Raw genomic sequence first — 17743 nt, forward strand, 5'->3', positions numbered from 1 at the left:
TAAAAAGGAAGGTGTAAAGATGAGAAAGCCGATTATTGCAGGGAATTGGAAAATGCATAAGACGTTGGAAGAAGCAAAAAGCTTTGTAAAGGAAGTCAAATCACTCGTTCCCCCACAGGATAAAGTTGATTCCGTTATATGTGCACCTGCCTTATTTTTAGGTCAGCTTGTGGAATTGGCTGAAGGCTCTGAACTAAAAATTGGCGCTCAAAATATGCATTTTGAAGAAAGCGGAGCTTATACAGGGGAAATCAGCCCTGTTGCATTGGCGGATATCGGTGTTGATTATGTGATCATTGGACACTCCGAACGCCGGGAAATGTTTGCCGAAACAGACGAAACCGTGAACAAAAAAGTATTGGCTGCTTTCAAACACGAATTAACTCCGATCGTATGTGTAGGCGAATCATTAGCTGAGCGTGAAGCTGGAAAAACGAATGAAATTGTTGGCGATCAAGTCAAAAAAGCGTTGGCTGGAGTCGATGCTTCGGCTGTGAAAAACATAGTGATTGCTTATGAGCCGATTTGGGCGATTGGCACAGGAAAATCGTCTTCTCCTGAGGATGCCAATGAAGTATGTGCCCATATTCGGGGTGTAATTGCCGATATTTATTCCGATGATGTTGCAAACGAAGTTCGCATTCAATATGGCGGCAGTGTTAAACCGGAAAATATTAAAGATTTTCTAAACCAGCCGGAAATTGACGGAGCATTAGTCGGAGGCGCAAGCCTAGAACCACGCTCTTTCTTGCAGCTATTGGAGGCAGGCCAAAATGAGTAAAAAGCCAGTAGCGTTAATTATATTAGACGGTTTTGCTCTGCGTGACGAAGTGAAAGGAAATGCTGTGGCTCAAGCGAACAAGCCGAATTTTGATCGATTTTGGAATACATACCCGCATGCAACGTTAAAAGCATGTGGAGAAGCTGTCGGCTTGCCGGAAGGTCAAATGGGAAATTCTGAAGTTGGACATTTAAACATCGGTGCAGGCAGAATTGTATACCAAAGTTTGACACGCGTTAACATAGCGATTCGTGAAGGCGAATTTTTTGAAAATGAAACATTTCTTTCAGCTATGAACCACGTGAAAGAAAAAGGAACGAACCTTCACATTTTCGGCTTATTATCGGATGGCGGTGTTCACAGCCACATTAACCACTTATTCGCCTTGTTAAAATTGGCGAAAGATCAGCAAGTGAAAAATGTGTTCATTCATGGATTTTTGGACGGACGCGATGTTGGTCCGCAAACGGCGAAGCAATATATTGATGAGCTGAATGAAAAGATCAATGAATACGGAGTAGGACAGATCGCAACGATTTCAGGCCGCTATTACTCGATGGACAGAGATAAAAGATGGGATCGAGTAGAAAAAGCATACAGAGCGATGGTGTATGGCGAAGGGCCAGCTTACAAAAACGCATACGAATGTATTGAAGATTCTTATGCACACGGGATTTATGATGAGTTTGTCATCCCTTCTGTTATGACAAAAGAAGACGGCAGTCCTGTTGCAACCATTCAAGATGATGACGCGGTCATTTTCTATAATTTCCGTCCGGATCGCGCCATTCAAATTTCGAATACATTCACAAATGAAGATTTCCGTTCCTTTGATAGGGGACCGAAACATCCAAAACGTTTATTCTTCGTTTGTTTGACGCATTTTAGCGAAACGGTGAAAGGATATGTTGCCTTCAAGCCGGTTAACTTGGACAACACAATTGGCGAAGTCATTTCCCAAGCCGGATTGAGGCAGCTGCGCATAGCAGAAACAGAAAAATATCCGCATGTTACGTTCTTTATGAGCGGAGGCCGGGAAGAGAAGTTTCCTGGCGAAGAACGGATTTTAATTAATTCACCGAAGGTAGCCACGTATGATTTAAAACCGGAAATGAGCGCATATGAAGTAACTGATGCGCTTTTAAAAGAAATTGAGGCTGACAAGCATGATGCGATCATATTGAATTTTGCCAATCCGGACATGGTCGGCCACTCCGGCAAACTTGAGCCAACGATAAAGGCAGTCGAAGCGGTTGATGAATGTCTCGGAAAAGTGGTGGATTTGATTCTCGAAAAAGGCGGAACAGCTATTATAACTGCTGACCACGGAAATGCGGACGAAGTCGTCACACTTGACGGAAAACCGCAAACCGCACATACGACAAATCCAGTGCCGGTTATTATAACGAAAAAAGGAATCGAATTAAGAGAAGACGGAATTTTAGGCGATTTAGCACCAACGATGCTCGAGCTGCTCGGGCTGGAAAAACCGAAAGAAATGACAGGGAAAAGTCTTATTAAATCATAAATAAAGGAGATGAAGCAACATGCCAGCTATTACTGATGTTTATGCACGTGAAGTGCTTGATTCAAGAGGAAATCCGACAGTTGAAGTAGAGGTGTATACAGAATCAGGTGCATTTGGACGGGCGCTTGTACCTAGCGGTGCATCCACAGGTGAGTACGAGGCTGTTGAATTGCGTGACGGTGATAAAGAACGCTACCTTGGAAAAGGGGTTTTAACAGCAGTTAAAAACGTGAACGAAATTATTGCCCCAGAACTGTTAGGCTTTGATGTGACGGAACAAAATGCCATCGATCAATTATTAATTGAACTTGACGGAACAGAAAATAAAGGAAAGCTGGGAGCAAACGCAATTTTAGGTGTTTCTATGGCCGTTGCTCGTGCTGCAGCTGATTATTTAGGTGTTCCGCTGTATCAATATCTCGGCGGCTTCAATGCGAAAACTCTTCCTGTGCCGATGATGAACATTTTAAACGGCGGCGCTCATGCAGACAACAATGTTGATATTCAAGAATTCATGATTATGCCGGTCGGCGCGGAAAGCTTCCGGGAAGCACTGCGGATGGGAGCGGAAATTTTCCATTCATTAAAATCTGTATTAAAAGGAAAAGGATATAATACAGCTGTTGGTGATGAAGGTGGATTCGCTCCAAATTTACAATCAAATGAAGAAGCTTTGCAAACTATTATCGAAGCAATTGAAAAAGCCGGCTACAAACCTGGCGAACAAGTTAAGCTTGCGATGGATGTTGCTTCTTCTGAACTGTTTAATAAAGAAGACGGCAAGTACCACCTAGAAGGAGAAGGCGTTGTAAAAACGTCGGAAGAAATGGTGCAATGGTATGAAGAGCTTGTCTCCAAATATCCGATCATTTCGATTGAAGACGGACTTGATGAGAACGACTGGGAAGGCCATAAACTGTTAACAGAACGTTTAGGCGGAAAAGTTCAGCTTGTCGGAGACGATTTATTTGTAACAAATACAAAAAAATTAGCGGAAGGCATTGAAAAAGGAGTCGGCAACTCTATTCTGATTAAAGTTAACCAAATCGGAACGTTAACAGAAACGTTTGATGCGATCGAAATGGCAAAACGCGCCGGCTATACAGCGGTCATCTCCCATCGCTCAGGCGAGACGGAAGACAGCACCATTGCAGACATTGCTGTTGCAACAAACGCAGGCCAAATTAAAACAGGCGCACCTTCCCGCACGGACCGCGTTGCGAAATACAATCAATTGCTTCGCATCGAAGATCAACTTGGCGATACTGCAGTTTACCAAGGAATTAAATCTTTCTATAACTTGAAAAAATAACACTATCTATGAAAAGGTCTAACCGAGTTATTTGGTTAGACCTTTTTTAATTAAAGCTCAAAGCACACAAAATCATAACCTAGACGGTGTGTAAATACTTTCTTATTACCAATAAACAACATATAATAAAAACATAGACAGCGTAAAAACACAGTCCCGGTTGGTAGTCCGGGCGCACTCCGAAAGAGTGTCAGTATCCTTCCCCTCCTTGGGATGTCCATCGCTGTCGTTACGTTTTACAAGGAGGGACCTTTCATGAAGTTGACGGTTTTTTACGATGGACAATTCTGGATCGGTGTGGTTGAGCAAAAGGAAGGTGAAGCTATAAAAGCGGTTCGCTACGTATTTGGTTCAGAGCCAAAAGATGATGAAGTTTTGGCATTTGTGAATGGTCCGATGCTATCGTTACTGCACAAGTGCCGCACAACAACCGCCGTGCCGCTTGAAATGAAAAAGCGCAAAAATCCGAAGCGACTGCAACGTGAAGCTGCAAAGGAAATGAAAACAAGGCCGCTTTCCACATATGCACAAACAGCCCTTCAGCTAGAATTGGAGCATCGTAAAAAAGAGAGAAAAGTTTTGCGCAAGGAGCTGCGCGAAGCTCTCATCAAGCGAAAAAGAGAGTTAAAGCGTTTAAAAGCGAAGGCAAAACATCGTGGAAGGTAATACAGAGTTGGATGTCTTGCTTCAAGACATCCGCTTTCGTATTTTCTGAATGGATACGCTATTGTGTAATGAGCCAATTTATGATACATTAAAACTATTGTAATGTGCGTTTTTTTAGGAGGTGGAGTGGACATGCATACTCTGCTTGTCATACTATTAGCAATTGTATCTATTGCGCTGATCGCTGTGGTGATACTGCAGTCTGGAAAAAGTGCTGGATTATCTGGAGCCATTTCCGGCGGTGCTGAACAGCTTTTTGGGAAGCAAAAAGCGCGTGGAATAGATTTAATCTTACATCGTATTACAATCGTTCTTTCTGTGTTATTTTTTGTTTTAGCAATTGCTGTTTCATGGTTTGGATTATAATAGCTAGAAAGGTCTGTCAAACAGGCCTTTTTTCTATGGGAAAATAAAGCTGTTGAATGAATAATGTTTTTGGTATATAATGGAATTTAAACTTTTTTCATACTACAATTCGTTGTAAAAAATAAAGAATTTAAAAAGAGAAGGAGATTTTAAAATGAAAGTTTTACCGCCAAAACCTTTTACGTTTGAAGGTGGGAATCGTGCTGTACTGCTGCTTCACGGCTTTACTGGAAATTCAGCAGATGTGCGGATACTTGGGCGTTTTTTGCAAGATAAAGGGTATACTTGTCATGCCCCTCAATATAAAGGCCATGGGGTTCCTCCGGAAGAATTGGTTCATACCGGTCCCGATGACTGGTGGCAAGATGTGATGGGCGGCTACGAACATCTGAAAGACTTAGGTTTTAAAGAAATTGCAGTTGCCGGTTTGTCTCTTGGAGGAGTTTTTTCTTTAAAACTGGGATACACTGTACCTGTAAAAGGAATTATTCCAATGTGCGCCCCGATGTATATTAAAAGCGAAGAAACGATGTATAAAGGGATTTTAAAATATGCCCGCAAATATAAACAATTTGAAGGAAAGCCGGAAGAACAGATTGAGGCGGAAATGGAAGAGTTTCAAAAAACACCAATGAAAACGTTGAAAGCTCTGCAGCGTTTGATTTCTGATGTGAGAGAAAATGTCGATATGATTTATGCCCCGACATTTGTGGTTCAGGCGCGGCACGATGAAATGATCAATCCGGATAGTGCAAATATTATTTATAACGAAGTAAGCTCAAATATAAAAAAAATCAAATGGTATGAAGAATCGTCGCATGTTATTACGCTTGACAAGCAGCGAGATGAACTGCATCAGGACGTCTATGAATTTTTAGAGAGCCTTGATTGGCAGGAGTAAAAGGAGGTTATCGTATTGGCAGAACCCGATATGCAATTAGCTGAAAGGCTTCTTTCTTTTATGAAGGAAGAGGCTTATAAACCTTTGACTGTGGAGGAATTAGAAGAAGCTTTTCAGCTAGAGGACGCAGACGAATTTAAAAAGCTGATTATTACTTTAAATAAGATGGAAGAAAAAGGCCTCATTGTGCGGACGAGAGCAAATCGATACGGTGTTCCAGAAAAAATGAATTTGATCCGCGGAACACTGGTCGGACATGCCCGCGGATTTGCTTTCGTTGAACCGGATGAACCAGGTTTTGATGACGTGTTCATTCCGCCCGGCGAGCTGAATCATGCGATGCATGGAGACAAAGTTCTTGTGCGGCTAAGCCCGAAAACAAGCGGGGCGAGACAGGAAGGCACGGTCATACGCATTTTGGAAAGAGGAATAACGGAAATTGTCGGAACATATACGGAAAGCAAAAACTTCGGATTTGTCATACCTGACGACAAAAAGATTGTCAACGACATTTTTATTCCGAAAAATGCATCAAATGGGGCGGTTGAAGGTCATAAAGTAATTGTCCGACTCACGTCATATCCTGAAGGACGAATGAGTGCAGAAGGAGAAGTCGTACAAATTTTAGGCCATAAAAATGATCCTGGCGTCGATATTTTATCAATCATTCATAAGCATCAGCTGCCATTGAGCTTTCCGGATGATGTATTAAAGCAAGCAAACGAAACACCTGATGAGATTAAGAGCGAGGAAATCAAGAACAGACGAGACCTTCGCAACGAATTAATCATTACTATTGATGGTGAAGATGCAAAAGATTTGGATGATGCCGTAACAGTAACAAAGTTAAATAACGGCTGCTATAAGCTTGGCGTGCATATCGCAGATGTCAGTTATTATGTAAAAGAAGGAACTCCGATTGACAGAGAGGCATTTGCACGCGGGACAAGTGTATATTTAGTTGATCGCGTCATTCCGATGATACCGCATCGTTTATCAAACGGAATTTGTTCACTGAATCCGAAGGTGGATCGTCTGACATTATCGTGCGAAATGATTGTGGATGAATATGGGAACGTAGTTCAGCATGATATTTTTCAAAGTATTATTCGCTCCGCTGAGCGGATGACTTATTCAAATGTCAATAAAATTTTGATTGAAAAGGATGAACAGCTTCGGGAAAAATATCAAGAAATTGTCCCCATGCTGGAGGATATGGCTGAGCTTGCGGCGATTTTACGGAAAAAAAGAATGCTGCGCGGAGCTATCGATTTTGATTTTAAGGAAGCGAAAGTTTTGGTGGATGAGAAAGGCAAACCGTATGATGTCATTATTCGGGAACGATCTGTAGCGGAACGGTTAATTGAAGAATTTATGCTGCTTGCAAATGAAACAGTAGCAGAACATTTTCACTGGTTAAATGTACCGTTTATATATCGAATTCACGAAAAACCGAATGAGGAAAAACTAAGACGTTTCTTGGAATTTATTACAAATTTCGGTTATGTCGTGAAGGGAACAGGAAACAATATTCATCCGCGCGCTTTGCAGCAAATTTTAGATGAAGTACGGGGAAAACCTGAAGAAATGGTGATTTCAACTGTCATGCTTCGGTCTATGAAGCAAGCGAAATATCATCCGGAAAGCGTCGGGCATTTCGGATTGTCGACCGAATTTTACACCCATTTTACTTCCCCGATTCGCCGTTATCCCGATTTGATAGTTCATCGACTCATTCGAAAATATTTGCTTGAAGGGAAAATAGACGAAAAGACACAGATGAAATGGGCATCAATTTTGCCGGAAATTGCAGAACATTCTTCCAATATGGAACGGCGGGCTGTTGATGCGGAGCGTGAAACGGATGATTTGAAAAAAGCAGAATTTATGCTGGATAAGATTGGGGAAGAATTTGATGGAATCATCAGTTCTGTCACAAACTTCGGCATGTTTGTCGAGCTCCCGAATACTGTTGAAGGTCTCGTTCATGTAAGCTATATGACGGATGATTACTACCATTATGATGAACGTCATTATGCGATGATCGGCGAAAGAACGGGAAATGTTTACCGCATCGGCGATGAAATTACCGTCCGCGTTGTGAATGTTGATAAAGAGGAACGATCCATCGATTTTGAAATTGTCGGCATGAGAAAAAAACGAAAAAAATCAACACGGCCTGAAACGGTGAAGGTGATTAAGAGCAAACATCAGGAAGAAGAGGAAGAATGGTCAACGAGACCGCCGAAATCAAAAAAGAAAAAGTTTTATAAAAACGTATCGAAAAAGAAGCGGAAGAAGAAAAAGCGTTAAAGCGAGGCCAGATGTCTAAAAAAACAAACTCATTGAAACAGCAAAATTTCATTTAGAAAGAATCTTGATTGAGGCGAAAATGTTCATTTGCTATAATAATCTTTACCCCTAATTTTCACGAAAGGGTGACAGAGAATGTCAAAGGGAGAAGGGAAACTGATTGCCCAAAATAAAAAGGCGCACCACGACTATTTTATTGAAGAAACGTATGAAGCTGGGATCGTCCTGCAGGGAACAGAAATTAAATCGATTCGCGCCGGCCGCGCCAATTTAAAAGATGCGTTCGCAAGAGTGGAAAAAGGGGAAGTTTTTCTTCATAACATGCATATCAGCCCGTATGAGCAGGGAAATCGATACAACCATGAGCCGTTAAGAACGAGAAAGCTTCTTTTGCATCGAAGAGAAATCAATAAGCTGATCGGGGCCACAAAAGAACAGGGCTATTCATTAGTTCCGCTGAAGCTTTACATTAAAAATGGATTTGCGAAAGTGCTTATCGGGCTAGGAAAAGGGAAAAAGAAATACGATAAGCGGGAGGATTTAAAACGAAAAGAAGCGAAAAGAGAAATTGAACGGGCATTTCAACAAAAACAAAAAGGGATCTATTAATGATAACAATAAATGACAATTGAAAAATATATTGTTTTTGTTATAATAATATATGTCGTTGCCAGTTGAATATATTTCTCAAGCACTAGCTCGAATAAAACGGGGACGTTTTGGATTCGACAGGGATAGATCGAGCTTAAGCTGCGAGCCGGAGGGATCGTCTCCGTCATCAACGTCGCCTAAAGATAACTGGCAAACAAAACAACTACGCTTTAGCTGCTTAATGCTAAAGGCTCCTTTCTTCCATCGCCCATGTGGAGGAAAAGGGGTTCAACTTAAGTGGGCTACGCCCGATTCCGCCGTCTGAGGAAGAGGGAAGAGACGAATCAGACTAGCTGTCCGGATGCCTGCCGACAGGCTAAGGAACAGTGAAATGTTAAATATGTCGGATACGCTCGTAGATGCTTAAGTGGCGATATCTCTGGACGTGGGTTCGATTAGGAAATAGTCGCCTTGTGTGGCAACACACAAGTGAAAATCCGGCTTAATCGGTGAAACCTAAGTCGTTTCTGCGATATGGCAACACCGAGCGGTATGTGGAGCAATCCAACAGCCGTGTATCGACTCATAGGCTGCCTTCAAGGTAGTACTAGGATGCGAAATTCTGCCGTACGGCAAATCTAAATTTCGCATAACACGCCGGAGGACCTGTTTAGGTTCAAGATATAGTCAGTGCCATTGCGAAAGCATGGATCAGCACGTCCCACCGTCTCCATTATAGAAAGACGTTTCCCGTGATTTTTATAAAATTAACAATGAAATAAAAGAAATCGGCAAACATGCCGGTTTCTTTTATTTACATGCTTTGCTAAAGGAAAGGGTTTCAGTTCAAAGCTGAGGTCCTTTTTTCTTATTATTGTGCAGCTTTCAATACTTTTTGAGCGAGAAAATAGGCTGTTGTAGCAATAAGCAATGATATAAGCAATGGTATGGAAGAAGGCTCGCCGAACACTACCTCTTGACTAAGACTGCCCGTTTTGGCAGAAAAATCTGGCGTGTAAAAAGCAGTTAAAACAGTACCCGATAGTATTTGAAATACCGTATAGAGCAATAGAAAACGAATGATAAAAACAAAATATTTTTTCAAAAATGATCCCGCATTTTTTGTATTTAAGTATACCATCATTTTCTTTTTTGCCACATCCTTGTTAATTGAATTTATCAATAGAGCTCTTATTGAAAAAAAGCGCACATGCTGTGAAAAGCAAGTGCGCTTTTTGATTAAAAGACAATCGTTTTGTTTCCGTGAACAATGATGCGGTCTTCCAAATGCAATTGTACAGCGCGGGCGAGAACGTCGCGTTCAATCGTTCTTCCGACTCTTTTTAAATCTTCAACATTGTACCGATGGCTGACCTCTTTAACCCCTTGTTCAATAATTGGTCCTTCGTCCAAATCTTCCGTCACATAATGGGAAGTGGCTCCAATAATTTTGACTCCGCGTTCATATGCGCGCTCATACGGTCTTGCACCGACAAATGCAGGCAAGAACGAATGATGAATATTAATAATTCGATGCCGGTAATGCTTGATGAAATCTGGAGATAAAATTTGCATATAACGGGCGAGAACGACGAAATCAATATTATATTTCTTCAACAGTTCAAGCTGCTGCATTTCCGCTTCCGGCTTATTGTCTTTATTGACCGGTATGTAATAATACGGAATTCCAAGCGATTCAACTGGTTCACGCAAATCTGGATGGTTGCTGATTACCAAAGGTATTTCGCAAAAAAAATCGCCTGATTGATAACGCCAAAGAAGATCGAGAAGGCAATGATCTTGTTTCGATACGAAAATCGCCATTCGCTTTAATTGGTTCATATATGAAAATTGCCATTTCATTTGCAATTCTTTTCCGATCGGCTCAAAGTCTTTTTCAAGCTCGCCTTTTTTACGTTCTATATCCGGTAATTCAAATTCAACGCGCATAAAAAAAGTGCCGCCTGAAGGATCTGTTGAATATTGATCTGATTGGACGATATTGGCGCCGTGTTCATATAAAACTTTAGAAATTTTTGCAACAATTCCTGGCTGGTCGTTGCATGTAATAAGAAGACGTGCGCGATCTTTATATTGATGTAAAAAAGATTCAAGATTCGTTTGTTTCGTATGTAACATAAACCTTTCCTCCAACCCAAATGTGATCTGTACAAAGGATACTAATAGTTTGCTTTCTTGTCAATTTGAACAAGGAAAAAAATATTTATAAGTATTCAATGTAAGAAAATCTTACAACAAAAATTAAAAAATACGAAAAAAAATTGTATAATAAAGTTAATGGCTGAAAATGTTATAAATTTTAACGTAATAACGTTATTAAAGGAGGTATAACAATGTCAGAATCATATAAGGATAAAAAAGTCATTACGATCGGTATCGTTAGTGAACTAACAGGACTATCACCAAGAAAAATACGATATTATGAAGAACGAAAATTAATTTTTCCCGAAAGAACGAAACAAGGAACGAGAAAATATTCCTTTTCAGATATTGAAACATTAATGGAAATTGCAGATAAAATCGAAGACGGCGTTCAAACGTTTGAAATTAGAAAAGAAATGCTGAAAAAAGAAAGAGATAAAATGCTAGAAGATAAGAAAAAAATGATTCAAGGCCAGCTGAATGCACACTTCAAAATAAGAAAACAATAGTTCAGGGCGGTTAAAACCGCTTTTTTTTATGATTTAATAAAGTTCTTCATTTTTATAAAAAATTATCAGAGTTTTTTTGCTTTTAACAAAATATTAGAGGTATATTTAAAATAGATGATTATTTAAAAAGGAGGAAGAAGAAAATGGACTATCGTATAGAAAGAGATACGCTGGGAGAAGTAAAAGTTCCCAAAGACCGCTACTGGGGTGCACAGACGGAACGGAGCAGAAACAATTTTAAAATCGGTACTGAGACGATGCCGATTGAAGTCATTCGTGCATTTGCCATTTTAAAAAGAGGTGCAGCGATCGTTAATGAAAAATTAGGAAAGCTGCCAAAAGAGAAAAAAGATGCGATCGTTCATGTTTGTGATGAAATTATAGAAGGGAAGCTTGATGAGCATTTCCCGCTCGTAGTATGGCAAACCGGAAGCGGAACGCAGTCGAACATGAATGTCAATGAAGTGATTTCGTTTAAAGGAAATGAATACTTGAAAGAAAATGGGTTTGAATCATTAAAAATTCATCCAAATGATGATGTGAATATGGGACAAAGCTCAAACGACACATTCCCTACAGCAATGCATATTGCTGGTGTCATAGTGATAAAAAACAAGCTGTTGCCGGCAATTGATTTGTTGACAGAGACGCTTGATAAGAAATCCAAGCAGTTTGAGAATCTTGTGAAAATTGGCCGCACCCACTTGCAGGATGCAACACCGCTCACGCTTGGACAGGAAATCAGCGGATGGGTACATATGCTGAGAAAAAGCAGAAAAATGATTGTCGAAGCAATGGATAACTTGAGAGATTTGGCGATCGGCGGAACAGCAGTCGGAACAGGAATTAATACGGATCCTCAGTTTGGACAGCTTGTAGCAGATGAAATAAGCAAGCAAACGAATGAATCATTCCGTTCCTCTGAAAACAAATTCCATGCGCTAACTAGCCATGATGAAATCGTTCATGCACACGGAGCGCTAAAAGCCTTGGCAGCTGATCTTATGAAAATTGCAAATGATGTTAGATGGCTGGCAAGCGGTCCAAGATGCGGAATTGGCGAGATCACGATACCAGCAAATGAGCCCGGAAGCTCCATTATGCCGGGAAAAGTGAATCCGACGCAAAGCGAAGCATTAACGATGGTAGCAGTCCAAGTCATGGGAAATGATGCAGCGATCGGTTTTGCCGCAAGCCAAGGAAATTTTGAATTAAATGTTTTCAAACCGGTTATTATTTATAACTTTTTACAATCGATCCGGCTTTTATCGGATAGTATAATTTCCTTCAACGACCGCTGTGCTGTGGGAATTGAAGCAAACAAAGAAGTGATTGATAAATATGTACAAGACTCGCTCATGCTCGTAACTGCTTTAAATCCTCATATTGGATACGAAAATGCAGCGAAAATTGCAAAGCTTGCATATGAAAAACGATTGACTTTAAAGGAGGCAGCTGTTCAACTGAACCTTCTGTCAGCCGAAGAATTTGACCGCATTGTCCAGCCGGAGAAAATGGTGTAACAGAAAACATTGAATTTTTGCTGGGAGATGAAAATATATACCGATACTCACTACTTGATACGATCCCTCTTGTCTAGATAGAAAGAAAAAAACCTATACTGTCTATGAACTGCACCCCTTAAAGTAGATGTTGAAAAATCCCTATTTGGTCAACACTGCTTTAAGAGGTGATTTTTTATGGCAAGAAAAGGACAAAAGTTCATAAACTATTCAGTTGAGTTTAAACTCTTAGCAGTTAAAAAATATCTTCGAAGACAGTGCTTCTTTCTTCAGCGTACAGACCTACTGAGTTATATGGGGAGGAATTGTCAGATGATTTCTTTAACAGTGATTCCTTCTACAACTATTCTGTAAGCCGCTGAATAAGGGGGAATTTTTAATACTGTCTATTTGATCTTTGATCGGGATATGTTCAATTTGTGCGTCCGGTTTTCTTATTTATATTCAATGCTGCCAGGTGCAAAAACCATTATCCTCCACATAAAAATTTCATGAATCCTACACAAAATATTCACCTTTGCAATGTTGCAATATGTATGTATTAAATTTATTCTTTATTTAATAGTTCTCAATTAATTTTTATTGAAGAAAGGAGATTTATTGTGAAAAAAATCATTATATTGCTTGCCGCCGTTTTCCTTCTTGCAGCTTGCGGTCAAAATGAAACGAAACAAGAGAACAGCGGAGAAAGTACCGAAGTTCATCCGCTCGAAGTCAATTTGAAAGTGCCGGACCATGCGAATATACATGAAAAAGTTTCGTTGACTGCTGAAGTGAGCTACGGAGGAGAAGCGGTTGAAGATGCTGATGAAGTAAAATTTGAAATATGGAAAGAAGGAGAAAAAGAAGAAAGTAAAATGATAGAAGCAAAACATGAAAAAGACGGCCAATATACGATTGAACACACATTTGATGAAAATGGAGTTTTTTTTGTTCAATCACACGTTACGGCGAAAAATCAGCATAATATGCCCAAAAAACAAATTGTGATTGGTGAACTACATAAAGATGGAGCTTCAACGGGCGAAAACGAAGAAACCGCAAATCATACTCATGAACATTCTCAAGAATCTGTAGACATCCAATTGGAGCTGCCGACAAATGTAAAGGCGAATGCGGAAACATTGATTCAAACAAAAATTCAAGCAGAAAACGCTCCGTTGTTAAATGCAAACGTCCGTTATGAAATTTGGAAGGACGGTTCTGAAAAGCATGATTGGGTAGATGCTGCAGGAGACGAGAAAGGTACATATGAAGCGAAATATACATTTTCTTCCTCAGGAACTTATCAAATCCAAGTTCATGTCAACAATGATGAAGGACTACATGAGCATGTCACGAAGAAGGTAACGGTTCAAAAATAAAGATCGGAATGGATATTGTTTATGGTAGAAAAGAATTGAGAAAGAATCGCTGAAAAAGTGTATATGTATGGACAAAAATAAGAGCGGGGAAAGAAATCAATTAAGTCGTGGCGAACTAATTGAACGGCAGGAACCAGATATGTTCGAAGCACGTAACGTCGATACGTATGAATAGATTAATTAAAAACATGAAAAGCCGCCCTTCCCTTAAAAAGAGAATGTATGGCAAAAGAATTTTAAACGAAATAATTGATTGGCATTGAATACGAAAAAGAATTCCTTTTTATAAATGAATGAAGATTCGTCCAGTATAACTTGTTCGAACATAAGTTAAATAACAAATGCAAAGTAGTCTTATAAACCAAAATAAAGCGAAAATTTAGTTAAACGAAACAAAAGTGCATAAAAGCTGAACAACCTTACTCCAATGAATTTTGAAGTAAGGTTGCTTTGGCTTTATTCATATTGCTGATTTTCAAGGTAAGAAAAAATTATCTTTTCGACCATCTCAATTTTATTGAGTTAACAATTTTTCTAAGTCGTCCAGCATATGGTTTGCAGCAAGCACACCGCCGGCTGTGTTCCAAATAGCGTCGTCAACTTTGTAAGCTTTTCCGTTTTTAACAGCATTTAAGTTTTTCCAAAGTGGATCGTTTGTCCATTCTTTTTCTGCTTGCAAAGCTTCTTTGTCTCCTTGCGGTGCATAGGTGAAATAGAAGATGATGTCACCGTCCATTTCCGGAATTTGTTCTTTTCCGACTTCAACTGCCAAATCTCCTAATTTATTTGCAGATGTAAACAATTTTTCTTGCTGAGCAGGACGTTTAAATCCAATTTGATCGAAAATCACACCAGAAAATGAATCTTTCCAATATATTCTCGTTACACCAGCCATGAAACGAACAACTGAAACTTCTTGATTCACTTGATCTCCTAATTTTTGTTTTACTTCTTCTACATGATTATTAAAATCATCTAATACTTTTTGTCCTTCTTCTTCACGATTGATGGCTTTTGCATATAGCTTAAAGTTTTCCTGCCAGTCGCCTCTTAATGTTTCCGAAAAAACTGTTGGCGCTATTTGATTGAGCTTGTCGTAGATTGCTTCTTGGCGAAGCTTATTGCCTATAATCAAGTCAGGCTGAAGAGCTGCAATTTTTTCAACATTGACTTCACTTTCTGTACCAACGACTTCAACGTCTTTCATCTCATCTTTAATATGATCGTACCAAGGATCGCCAAGCCAAGATTGAACGGCTCCGACTGGTTTTAATCCCATTGCTAAAAGCGCTTCGGTTCCTTCATTCGTTAATACGACGACACGTTCAGGTTTTTTTGGAATTTCAGCTGTTCCCATTGCATGCTCAACTTTGTATGATTGACTTTCAGTTGAGCTTTCTTTCTTTTCTTTTGAAGCTTCTTTACTGTCCCCGTTGCCGCAAGCAGCAATTACTGCCAGCATGAGTATGGCAACGATGGAAAATAATAATTTTGATATTTTTTTCATTATGTAACCCCCTAAAATGTAGTTGAAAATGATTTTCAATTCCTTAATAATAGTAATCAGTGAGAAATAAAAAGTCAATAATTAATTGAAAATGATTTTCACATTCAAAATGATTTGGTACAATTGGTTCAGAAGTTCGACTTGTTAGGAGAGACGTGAAGTTGTCATTATCTAGTAATCGTAAAGCAATCTTACTTTTTCTTTCCTTTTTGCTTCTATTATTCTGCATGTGTGCAAGTATTGTATATGGATATACGGATACAAGCTGGAAGATGGCATGGGATGCTTTTTTTCATTTTAATGGTTCCAATGAACATATTATTATACAAAATGTTCGACTTCCTCGATCCGTCATAGCGAGTGTAGTCGGCGCTTGTCTTGCTTTATCCGGTGCATTGATGCAAGCTATTACGAAAAATCCTCTTGCATCGCCAAGCGTTTTTGGCATCAATGCCGGTGCAGGATTTTTTATTGTTCTAGCTTTTTCCTTATTTTCTGTAAACAGCTTACAAGCGTTTACTTGGATTGCTTTTGCAGGCGCAGCTTTTGCTGCCATGCTTGTGTACATGATCAGCTCATTGGGTAGTGATGGATTGACGCCTGTAAAGCTTACTTTGGCAGGAGCGGCCGTTGCGGCACTTTTTTCTTCCCTTACGCAAGGTTTGTTAGTTTTAAATGAAGCAGCGTTGGATCAAGTATTATTTTGGCTTGCAGGATCTGTGCAAGGCCGCAAAATGGAGGTAATGACAGCTGTTCTTCCATATATTTTGATTGGATTAGTTATTTGTACATTTATCGCCTCTAAATTAAACGTCTTAGTAATGGGAGAAGAAGTGGCGAAAAGTTTAGGACTAAAAGTAGGAACAGTGAAGTTTTTTGCAGCCTGTGCTGTCATATTTTTTGCGGGCGGTGCAGTTGCGGCGGCTGGTCCTATTGCATTCATCGGCGTAGTCGTGCCCCATATTGCAAAGTATGTGGCCGGAAATGATTACAGATGGATTTTGCCGTTCTGTGCAGTATTTGGTGGGATTTTGCTAGTTGCAGCAGATATTGGCGCCCGTTTCATTGTCATGCCTGAAGAAGTCCCTGTAGGGGTCATGACGGCGATAATTGGAACCCCATTTTTTGTTTATATTGCAAGGAAGGGGGTTCGTGCATCATGAAAAAATATGTTTCGCTTCGGATCGGAAATGTCATTTCATTTTTAATTGATAAAAAAGCCTTTTTACTTACGTTCGTTTTCTTTCTTGCGGCGTTTTTCGTAATCCTTGTCAGTGCAAGTGTAGGCGAAGTGATGATCAGCCCTGTCCAAGTTTTTCAAACAATTTTTGGAATAGGGGATGGAACGAACGAGCTTGTTATTAAACAATTTAGGCTTCCGAGAATTCTTATTTCCCTTTTGGTCGGCATGTGTTTGGCTGTTGCGGGCGGAATTTTGCAAAATTTAGTTCGGAACCCTTTAGCATCCCCTGACATTATCGGAATTACCGGTGGTGCTTCGGCAGCGGTTGTACTATTTTTAATGCTGTTTTCCGATAAGAATCATTCTTTAACTGTAAGCATTCATTGGATGCCTTTGGCAGCTTTCATAGGAGCAGCCGTTACAGGCATATGTGTTTATTTATTGTCGTGGAAAAACGGTGTGACTGCAATCAGGCTTGTGTTGGTCGGCATTGGAATCTCCTTTTTAACTAAAGCATTAACGACTTTGTTAATGATAAAAGGGCCTATTTACCAAGCATCCCAAGCAAATATTTGGATAACCGGCTCAGTTTATGCAGCAAACTGGTCTCAAGTAAAGATTTTGTTTCCAGCAACTATCATTCTTCTCTTGATAACGGTTGTTACTGTACGAACGATCAATATTCAAAGTTTTGGCGATGAGATCGCAATCGGTATGGGAAACCGGGTACAATTAACCCGCTTTTTCCTCTTATTTCTAGGAACCGCTTTGACTGCTGTTGCTGTCGCTTTTGGAGGAGGGATAGGGTTTGTAGGTCTTATTGCTCCTCACATTGCAAGAAAGCTTGTCGGTTCAAGCTTTGGTTTGATGCTGCCGATTTCAGCCTTTGTCGGGGCACTCATTGTTATGCTTTCTGATTTATTGGGAAAAACAATCTTTTTGCCGCATGAAATTCCAGCTGGTGTGTTTACTTCAGCGATCGGGGCTCCTTATTTTATTTACTTGTTAATGAAGCACAGAAATATTTAGGAGGTGA

16 protein-coding genes and 1 other RNA gene are annotated in these 17743 nt (G+C 39.9%); 14 read left to right on the plus strand and 3 right to left on the minus strand.

What is annotated here, in order from left to right:
* The first annotated feature begins 19 nt into the window (after positions 1-19).
* From tpiA to ssrA, 9 genes are all read left to right on the plus strand, one after another.
* A complete protein-coding gene (tpiA, locus tag RI196_RS04110; protein WP_066249154.1) occupies positions 20-781 on the plus strand; it encodes a triose-phosphate isomerase in 762 nt (253 codons plus the stop codon).
* Positions 774-2309, plus strand: coding sequence for a 2,3-bisphosphoglycerate-independent phosphoglycerate mutase (gene gpmI, locus RI196_RS04115; protein WP_066249157.1), 1536 nt, complete (start codon positions 774-776; stop codon positions 2307-2309). Before tpiA ends, gpmI begins: the two co-directional genes overlap by 8 nt.
* Before the next feature lie 19 nt (positions 2310-2328).
* Positions 2329-3621, plus strand: a complete 1293-nt coding sequence (gene eno / locus RI196_RS04120) for a phosphopyruvate hydratase (RefSeq protein WP_066249160.1) — start codon at positions 2329-2331, stop codon at positions 3619-3621.
* Positions 3622-3876: 255 nt separating this feature from the next.
* Complete coding sequence (locus RI196_RS04125; protein ID WP_066249163.1) at positions 3877-4287, plus strand: YjdF family protein; 411 nt, start codon at positions 3877-3879, stop codon at positions 4285-4287.
* A 132-nt stretch (positions 4288-4419) separates the two neighbouring features.
* Positions 4420-4653, plus strand: a complete 234-nt coding sequence (gene secG, locus RI196_RS04130) for a preprotein translocase subunit SecG (RefSeq protein ID WP_063386955.1) — start codon at positions 4420-4422, stop codon at positions 4651-4653.
* A 154-nt stretch (positions 4654-4807) separates the two neighbouring features.
* Positions 4808-5554 (plus strand): alpha/beta hydrolase, encoded by a 747-nt coding sequence (locus tag RI196_RS04135; RefSeq protein ID WP_066249166.1) that lies wholly within the window; start codon positions 4808-4810, stop codon positions 5552-5554.
* A 30-nt stretch (positions 5555-5584) separates the two neighbouring features.
* The gene (rnr, locus tag RI196_RS04140; RefSeq protein WP_311067323.1) at positions 5585-7867 is read left to right on the plus strand and encodes a ribonuclease R; all 2283 of its coding nucleotides are present in this window, start codon (positions 5585-5587) and stop codon (positions 7865-7867) included.
* Positions 7868-8002: 135 nt separating this feature from the next.
* On the plus strand, positions 8003-8476 hold the full coding sequence (gene smpB / locus RI196_RS04145) for an SsrA-binding protein SmpB (RefSeq protein ID WP_063386953.1): 474 nt from the start codon (positions 8003-8005) through the stop codon (positions 8474-8476).
* Between the two features lie 109 nt (positions 8477-8585).
* Positions 8586-8916: a transfer-messenger RNA gene (ssrA, locus tag RI196_RS04150) on the plus strand.
* 413 nt (positions 8917-9329) lie between these two features.
* Here ssrA and RI196_RS04155 read toward each other — a convergent pair.
* Together RI196_RS04155 and purU are read right to left on the minus strand one after the other, a co-directional pair.
* Positions 9330-9602, minus strand: a complete 273-nt coding sequence (locus tag RI196_RS04155; protein ID WP_311066979.1) for a hypothetical protein — start codon at positions 9600-9602, stop codon at positions 9330-9332.
* A 95-nt stretch (positions 9603-9697) separates the two neighbouring features.
* On the minus strand, positions 9698-10597 hold the full coding sequence (gene purU, locus RI196_RS04160; RefSeq protein ID WP_311066980.1) for a formyltetrahydrofolate deformylase: 900 nt from the start codon (positions 10595-10597) through the stop codon (positions 9698-9700).
* Positions 10598-10812: 215 nt separating this feature from the next.
* Here purU and RI196_RS04165 point away from each other — a divergent pair, with 215 nt between their 5' ends.
* The 3 genes from RI196_RS04165 (at position 10813) to RI196_RS04175 (ending at position 14017) form a co-directional block, all read left to right on the plus strand.
* The gene (locus RI196_RS04165) at positions 10813-11130 is read left to right on the plus strand and encodes a MerR family transcriptional regulator (RefSeq protein ID WP_063386951.1); all 318 of its coding nucleotides are present in this window, start codon (positions 10813-10815) and stop codon (positions 11128-11130) included.
* A gap of 143 nt (positions 11131-11273) precedes the next feature.
* Positions 11274-12653, plus strand: coding sequence for a class II fumarate hydratase (gene fumC / locus RI196_RS04170; RefSeq protein WP_311066981.1), 1380 nt, complete (start codon positions 11274-11276; stop codon positions 12651-12653).
* 602 nt (positions 12654-13255) lie between these two features.
* On the plus strand, positions 13256-14017 hold the full coding sequence (locus RI196_RS04175) for a FixH family protein (RefSeq protein ID WP_311066982.1): 762 nt from the start codon (positions 13256-13258) through the stop codon (positions 14015-14017).
* 514 nt (positions 14018-14531) lie between these two features.
* Here RI196_RS04175 and RI196_RS04180 read toward each other — a convergent pair.
* A complete protein-coding gene (locus RI196_RS04180) occupies positions 14532-15524 on the minus strand; it encodes an ABC transporter substrate-binding protein (RefSeq protein ID WP_311066983.1) in 993 nt (330 codons plus the stop codon).
* A gap of 161 nt (positions 15525-15685) precedes the next feature.
* Here RI196_RS04180 and RI196_RS04185 point away from each other — a divergent pair, with 161 nt between their 5' ends.
* Both RI196_RS04185 and RI196_RS04190 read left to right on the plus strand, forming a co-directional pair.
* Positions 15686-16687: a FecCD family ABC transporter permease gene (locus RI196_RS04185; protein WP_235600414.1), complete on the plus strand. Its 1002-nt coding sequence runs from the start codon at positions 15686-15688 to the stop codon at positions 16685-16687.
* The gene (locus RI196_RS04190; RefSeq protein ID WP_066249179.1) at positions 16684-17736 is read left to right on the plus strand and encodes a FecCD family ABC transporter permease; all 1053 of its coding nucleotides are present in this window, start codon (positions 16684-16686) and stop codon (positions 17734-17736) included. Before RI196_RS04185 ends, RI196_RS04190 begins: the two co-directional genes overlap by 4 nt.
* Positions 17737-17743 lie beyond the last annotated feature (7 nt).

This window comes from Aeribacillus composti, from assembly GCF_031760945.1.
Classification (GTDB): Bacteria; Bacillota; Bacilli; order Bacillales; family Aeribacillaceae; genus Aeribacillus; species Aeribacillus composti.

Bases quoted from the DNA above. Each gene is read 5' to 3' on its own strand.
- rnr (WP_311067323.1), top strand. From the start codon at position 5,585: ATGCAATTAGCTGAAAGGCTTCTTTCTTTTATGAAGGAAGAGGCTTAT.
- smpB (WP_063386953.1), top strand. From the start codon at position 8,003: ATGTCAAAGGGAGAAGGGAAACTGATTGCCCAAAATAAAAAGGCGCAC.
- RI196_RS04125 (WP_066249163.1), top strand. From the start codon at position 3,877: ATGAAGTTGACGGTTTTTTACGATGGACAATTCTGGATCGGTGTGGTT.
- eno (WP_066249160.1), top strand. From the start codon at position 2,329: ATGCCAGCTATTACTGATGTTTATGCACGTGAAGTGCTTGATTCAAGA.
- tpiA (WP_066249154.1), top strand. From the start codon at position 20: ATGAGAAAGCCGATTATTGCAGGGAATTGGAAAATGCATAAGACGTTG.
- RI196_RS04135 (WP_066249166.1), top strand. From the start codon at position 4,808: ATGAAAGTTTTACCGCCAAAACCTTTTACGTTTGAAGGTGGGAATCGT.
- secG (WP_063386955.1), top strand. From the start codon at position 4,420: ATGCATACTCTGCTTGTCATACTATTAGCAATTGTATCTATTGCGCTG.
- RI196_RS04190 (WP_066249179.1), top strand. From the start codon at position 16,684: ATGAAAAAATATGTTTCGCTTCGGATCGGAAATGTCATTTCATTTTTA.
- RI196_RS04165 (WP_063386951.1), top strand. From the start codon at position 10,813: ATGTCAGAATCATATAAGGATAAAAAAGTCATTACGATCGGTATCGTT.
- RI196_RS04180 (WP_311066983.1), bottom strand. From the start codon at position 15,524: ATGAAAAAAATATCAAAATTATTATTTTCCATCGTTGCCATACTCATG.
- RI196_RS04155 (WP_311066979.1), bottom strand. From the start codon at position 9,602: ATGATGGTATACTTAAATACAAAAAATGCGGGATCATTTTTGAAAAAA.
- purU (WP_311066980.1), bottom strand. From the start codon at position 10,597: ATGTTACATACGAAACAAACGAATCTTGAATCTTTTTTACATCAATAT.
- gpmI (WP_066249157.1), top strand. From the start codon at position 774: ATGAGTAAAAAGCCAGTAGCGTTAATTATATTAGACGGTTTTGCTCTG.
- fumC (WP_311066981.1), top strand. From the start codon at position 11,274: ATGGACTATCGTATAGAAAGAGATACGCTGGGAGAAGTAAAAGTTCCC.